General features: G+C 62.5%; 6 protein-coding genes. 4 read left to right on the top strand and 2 right to left on the bottom strand.

Annotation, left to right across the window (positions count from 1 at the left end; translation table 11 throughout):
• Positions 1–588, top strand: a 588-nt coding sequence (locus AB4Z11_RS21900; protein WP_442027649.1) for a TonB-dependent receptor domain-containing protein, incomplete at its 5' end; no start/stop codon positions are given.
• Positions 578–2,044 (top strand): CehA/McbA family metallohydrolase, encoded by a 1,467-nt coding sequence (locus AB4Z11_RS21895; RefSeq protein ID WP_442027648.1) that lies wholly within the window; start codon positions 578–580, stop codon positions 2,042–2,044. The genes AB4Z11_RS21900 and AB4Z11_RS21895, both read left to right, overlap by 11 nt.
• A 3-nt stretch (positions 2,045–2,047) precedes the next feature.
• Here AB4Z11_RS21895 and AB4Z11_RS21890 read toward each other — a convergent pair whose 3' ends face one another.
• Together AB4Z11_RS21890 and AB4Z11_RS21885 are read right to left on the bottom strand one after the other, a co-directional pair.
• Positions 2,048–2,710 (bottom strand): hypothetical protein, encoded by a 663-nt coding sequence (locus tag AB4Z11_RS21890; RefSeq protein WP_442027647.1) that lies wholly within the window; start codon positions 2,708–2,710, stop codon positions 2,048–2,050.
• Positions 2,711–2,854: 144 nt separating this feature from the next.
• On the bottom strand, positions 2,855–3,922 hold the full coding sequence (locus AB4Z11_RS21885) for an alpha/beta fold hydrolase (RefSeq protein ID WP_442027646.1): 1,068 nt from the start codon (positions 3,920–3,922) through the stop codon (positions 2,855–2,857).
• A gap of 90 nt (positions 3,923–4,012) precedes the next feature.
• Here AB4Z11_RS21885 and AB4Z11_RS21880 point away from each other — a divergent pair, with 90 nt between their 5' ends.
• On the top strand, positions 4,013–4,552 hold the full coding sequence (locus tag AB4Z11_RS21880; RefSeq protein ID WP_442027644.1) for a PAAR domain-containing protein: 540 nt from the start codon (positions 4,013–4,015) through the stop codon (positions 4,550–4,552).
• The coding region (locus AB4Z11_RS21875; protein ID WP_442027643.1) for a hypothetical protein at positions 4,549–5,299 on the top strand (751 nt) is incomplete at its 3' end. The genes AB4Z11_RS21880 and AB4Z11_RS21875, both read left to right, overlap by 4 nt.

The raw sequence follows: 5,299 nt of genomic DNA, 5'->3' as shown, positions 1-5,299 counted from the left end.
AAGTACAACAACGTGAGCTTCACGAACTATGTCTTCGATGTGAACAACTCCACCTCCACCCCGCAGACCGGCTACGCTTCGACCCGTACCTACGGCGTGGAACTGGAAGGCAAGCTGCGTCCAGTGAGCTGGGGCGATCTGGGCTTCACCTTCACCTGGCAGCAGCCAGAGTACCGCAACCTGACGTACACCGACAAGGTCAACAACCTGCCGCTGATCCGCGACTTCAGCGGCAACCAGCTGGTGCGCGTGCCGAAAGTCAGCGCGCGCCTGGTGCCGGGTGTGAACCTGTTCGAAGACCGCCTGCGCCTGCAAGCCTCGTGGGAATATGAAGGCGCCCGCTTCGTCGATTCCGCCAACTCGGTTCGCCTGCCTGCGTATCATGTGGTGAACCTGTCGGCACGCTACCAGGTTACCCCTGCCATCACCGCCTACGCTTACGTGGACAACGTGAACAACTCGCAGGGTCTGACCGAAGGCAATCCACGCGCAGGCGAACTGCAAAGCGCGGACGCCGGCGCCAACACCTTCCTGGCGCGTCCAGTGCTGGGCCGCACCGTACGTCTGGCGGTCAAGTATGACTTCTAAAGCAGCCAAACTGCTGCCCGCCCTCGCCCTGCTGCTCGCAGCGGCCGGGGGCGCCGCGTCCGCGCAGGACCTCGTCTTGCGCGGTTCGCTGGACGGCGGCGATCATCAGCGCTACCGCCGCCTGCCCTTCACCGTACCTGCCGGCGTGGAGCGCGTGACGATCCGTTTCAGCTACACCGGCAAGGCCGAACGCAGCGTAATCGACCTGGGCCTGATCGGTCCGGACGGCGCCCTGCGCGGCTGGAGCGGCGGTAACAAGGACACCATCACGGTCAGCAGCGTTGACGCTACGCCATCCTACCTGCCGATCCCGCATCTGCAAGGCGAATGGGCCGTGTTGATGGGCATGCCCAACATCCGCAAGACCTCGCACTCCGACTACAAAGCCGAAGTCTGGTTCTCGCGCGGTCTGAACGTCGCCGATGAACCGGCGCTTTTGCGCGCGCCGCTGAAGCCAGGTCCTGCCTGGTTCCGCGGCGACCTGCACAGCCACACCGCACAATCGGACGGCAGCTGCAAGAGCCAGAGCGGCAAGAGCGTGCCCTGCCCGATGTTCCTGACCGCGCAGGCAGCCGCCGACCACAAGCTGGACTTCCTCGCCATCACCGAGCATAACGGCGTCGCGCACACGCACGGCATCCGCGAACTGCAGCCCTATTTCGACAAAGTGCTGCTGATGCCCGGCCGCGAGATCACTACCTTCTACGGCCATGCCAACCTGTTCGGCACCATCGCACCGCTGGACTTCCGGGTCGCACCGGATGCCTCGCCCGACTGGAACACGCTGTTGACGCAGGCGGCCAAGCTGAAAGGCCTGGTGTCCATCAACCATCCCGTGCGCCCTTCCGGTGAAGACTGCATGGGCTGCGGATGGGAACAGCCGACCGATATGCATCTGGTACAAGCCATCGAAGCCGTGAACGGTCCGGATGCGGACACGCCATGGTCCGGCGTGCCGTTCTGGGAAAAGCAGCTGAATCAAGGCTACCGCATCACCGCCATCGGCGGCAGCGACAGCCACCGTCCCGACGAACCAGGCCTGGGCCGTCCGCAAACTGTGGTGCATGCGGCGGAGCTGACGCAGATCGCCATCATCGACGGCATTCGCGCCGGCCACGTCTTCGTTGACGTGAAAGGCGAAGGCAAAGGCCTGCTGGAAGTGCATGCACGCCACGCAGGCAGCGAAGCCATGATGGGCGATACGCTCAACGTTCCTGCCGGCAGCACCGTGAAGTTCCACGTGCATGCCGCCGCGGTGCAGGGCGCAAAGCTGCGCGTGACCGACAATGGCAAGCCAATTCAGCCACTGCCTGACGCCGCCATCAACAGCGACGATGCGCAGATGGATTTCAGCTACGCCAGCGACGGCAAGCCGCACTGGGTGCGCACTGATGTGGTCACCGCCGAAGGCAAGCTGATTTTGCTGGGGAATCCCGTCTACCTGAACGCCCGCTAAGCGTCAGTCCTCGCGCCTTGCCTCGTGTTCCAGCTTGCGGAATTCAGGCGAGGCGCGCACCACGGGAATGGCGTTCCAGATCGCTTCGATGCGCTTCGGATCGCGATCGTAAGTCTTGCGGCTGATATGCAGGAATAGCGGCAGATCGACATAGGGTTGGCGCGCCAGCTCGATCTTGCCGCGGAAGCGGGGATCGTCATGTACCAGTTCCTCCGCCGCTCGCCCCTGAAGCACCGCCACATCGGCCATCCCCGCCACCACCATGCGCAGGCCATCCTCCACCGACTTCACTGTATCGAGCACGCGCTGGCCGCGCTGTTGCAGGATTTCCGCCACGTAGTAGCCGCGCTGCGCCACCACGATGCCGCGCGGATTAAACAGCTCCTTGCCATCCCAGCTCACGCCACTGCCAACGCGGATATAGACGCTGGCGTGGTCGTGATAAATGGCTTTTTCGGTATTGACGCTGCCATCGGCCAGTGAAGGCAGCACGGTGTAGCTGCGGCGATCCGGCGCATCGGCGCCGCCGATCATGCCATCCATGCGGCCACCGCGCGTCTCCTCCTGGCAGCGTTTCCAGGGACGGGCAAAGAACTGGAACTCGTCGCCCGTCATCCTGGCAACGCGTCTCAGCAGCTCGATATTCAGGCCTGAACCATCGGGCATGGTCCAGGGAGCCTGCGGCGCATCCTCATAGCAAAACTGAAGGGGCGCAGCGAGGGCTGCGACCTGAGTCAGACCGCAAAGCAGTGCTGCAGCGACTGTTGGTGTCCGTACGCGCATAACCCGCCTCCCGGACACAGTATGGCATTACTTTGCCGTCTGCTCCAACAACTGCTGCAGGTACTGTTTCCAAAGCGCCGCAACGGTGTGGCTACCGTGGCCGCGCGTCTCAGGCGTGTACGGCAGCACGATGGCGCGGCCTTTCGCCACTCGCTTGATGCCTTTTTCCAGGATGCCCAGCTCCGGTGGATTGATCAGATCATCGGCGCTGTTCACGGCCAGCAGGGGCACGCGGATCTTTTCCAGTTCCGGCGCCGGGTCGTAATCGTGCGACGCCTCCAGCTGGTACAGCAGGTCGTTGGCGTCGCCGTGGCGCATACCTTCTTCCACGTACTTATCCAGCGCGGCGTCGGTGGCGGCCAGCGTTGGCGTAGCCTGCTGGCGCAGCATCGGATTGCTGCCCATGAAGTACAACATCTCCTCCGCCGTGCGCAGGCTTTGCGGCTGCTGCGAGTAGTCGCCGCCTTGCCAGGACGGGTCGTGGCGGATGGCGTCAATCACCGTTTTGCGCCACACGCGGTTGCGGCCGGAGATCTGGTCCGGCAGGCTGGYCAGCGGCATCAGCGCATCCATGAAGTCAGGATGGCGCTCGCCCCATACCCAGCTTTGCATGCCACCCATCGACGTGCCCATCACCAGACGCAGGTGATTGACCTTCAGGCCTTCCAGCAGCAGGCGGTGCTGGGCGTCCACCATATCGCGGTACCCGTAGTGCGGGAAGCGCGCATGYAGCCCGTCGCTCGGCTTGCTCGAATTCCCGTGGCCGATGCCGTCGGTAAGAATGATGTAGTAGCGCTGCGCGTCCAGCACACCGCCCGGCACGAACAGATCGCCCGCAAACTCGGGACGCAGGAATTGCGTGCCGCTGCCGCCGGTGCCGTGCGTGATCAGCACAGCGTTCGTCACCATGCCCTGCTTGTCGCGCTGCGGCTTGCCCAGCGTACGGTAATGGATGCGCAGCTCCGGCATCGTCTGCCCGCTGGCGAAGCGGAAGTCCTTCAGCACGAAGTCGCCCTGCACGGGCTCAGGATAATCAGCGGCGCGGACGCCGGCCATGGCGGCGCACAGCGCCAGAGTGAGGGCGAGTTTTTTCATGTCCGCCATCTTAGCCCGAATGCTTGCGGTAGCTCAATTCACTATTGGTATCAGCGCACTACAGTGAAGCCTTTCGGGCAGGAGGCCATCATGCGCGCAGTGATCTGCAAGGGCGACCGGACTTCGCACGGAGGCCGCGTCCTCGAGGGGAATCCCAACGTCACCACCGGCGGCCGCCAGATCGCCCAGCTTGGCCACAACACTATCTGCCCGCTGTGCAAAGGCAAATATCCGATCGTCGAAGGCGTCTCGACGCACACCTACGGCGGCAAACCCACCGCCGTCGAAGGCATGCACACCGCCTGCGGCGCGACCCTGATCGCCAGCCAGCGCGAGATGGTCATTGATGCGGGCGGCGGTGGCGGTGGCGGTGGCGGCGGCGGTCACGCCGACAGCCCCACCGCCGCCGCTCCGGCTCCGGCTCCGGCTCCCGCGCCCGACACCAACTTCAGCGGCGCCTTCCGCGCCATCGACGAATCCACCGGCCACCCCATTGCCGGCCTCCCCTACCGCATCGAACTCTCCGACGGCCGCACCCTGCGCGGCACCACCGACGCCGATGGCCACACGCAACGTGTCGACCACCACGAGGCGCTTACGATGTCTCTGCACTGGGAGGACGAAGCATGAGCGCCGCCAGCTGCACGCTTACCCCAGAAGGTACGGTGACGAACGTTCCGGTTCGTTCCAAAATAAGCGTGTGTTACCAGTTCCGGACCGGCACCAAAGAGAGCTTAGCCTTGCCATATGCAGTGGCTGTTAATGGGAACGTGCTATCTGATTTCATCAAGAGGCCAATGGCGCTCTCGAAGAGTAATCGTTGCATCAACCTTCGAGTTGACACCGGCAGCAAGGTAGTTCTTTTCCTAAATAGCGATGCCTATCCGCGCTTCCGTCAACACCCTGTATATGAACTGACAGTCGGAACAGACGACGTGCACGTCGACATCAAGGAGCAGTTGGGCTGCAGACCTGACATCAAGCCCGTAGTGGGTCAAGCAGCATGCGAAACCGACTCGAACGGAACTCGAGTACTCAAATACAAGGCGCTACTTACCGGTGATATATGGATGTCTATATCGCACCGATATACGAGGCAGGAAGCGGAGTCTCTGCTACCTCAAGATCTTTCTACCGTTATCCGGCAGGCTGTACTCCGTATATTTAACGATGATGGTCTTAGCGAGCGATTCCTCGAAATTGATTTCGCAGCCAATGGTGAAGCTGCTGCATCAAAGCTAAAAATAAAGTTCGACCAATCGATTGATTCGAACGCGCACCAGAATATCGGCGTTTGCCCTCTTCTGAAAGAGGTTCTTCCACGTACGCATCCGAGAGCCTTTGCAGTCCTGTTCACAGAGGCTCGTGCATCGGACG

The organism is Pseudoduganella sp. RAF53_2 (assembly GCF_052113985.1).
Lineage (GTDB): Bacteria > Pseudomonadota > Gammaproteobacteria > Burkholderiales > Burkholderiaceae_D > Rugamonas.
The sequence above is the reverse complement of the archived record's forward strand: the minus strand, read 5'-3'. Positions and strand labels throughout refer to the sequence as shown.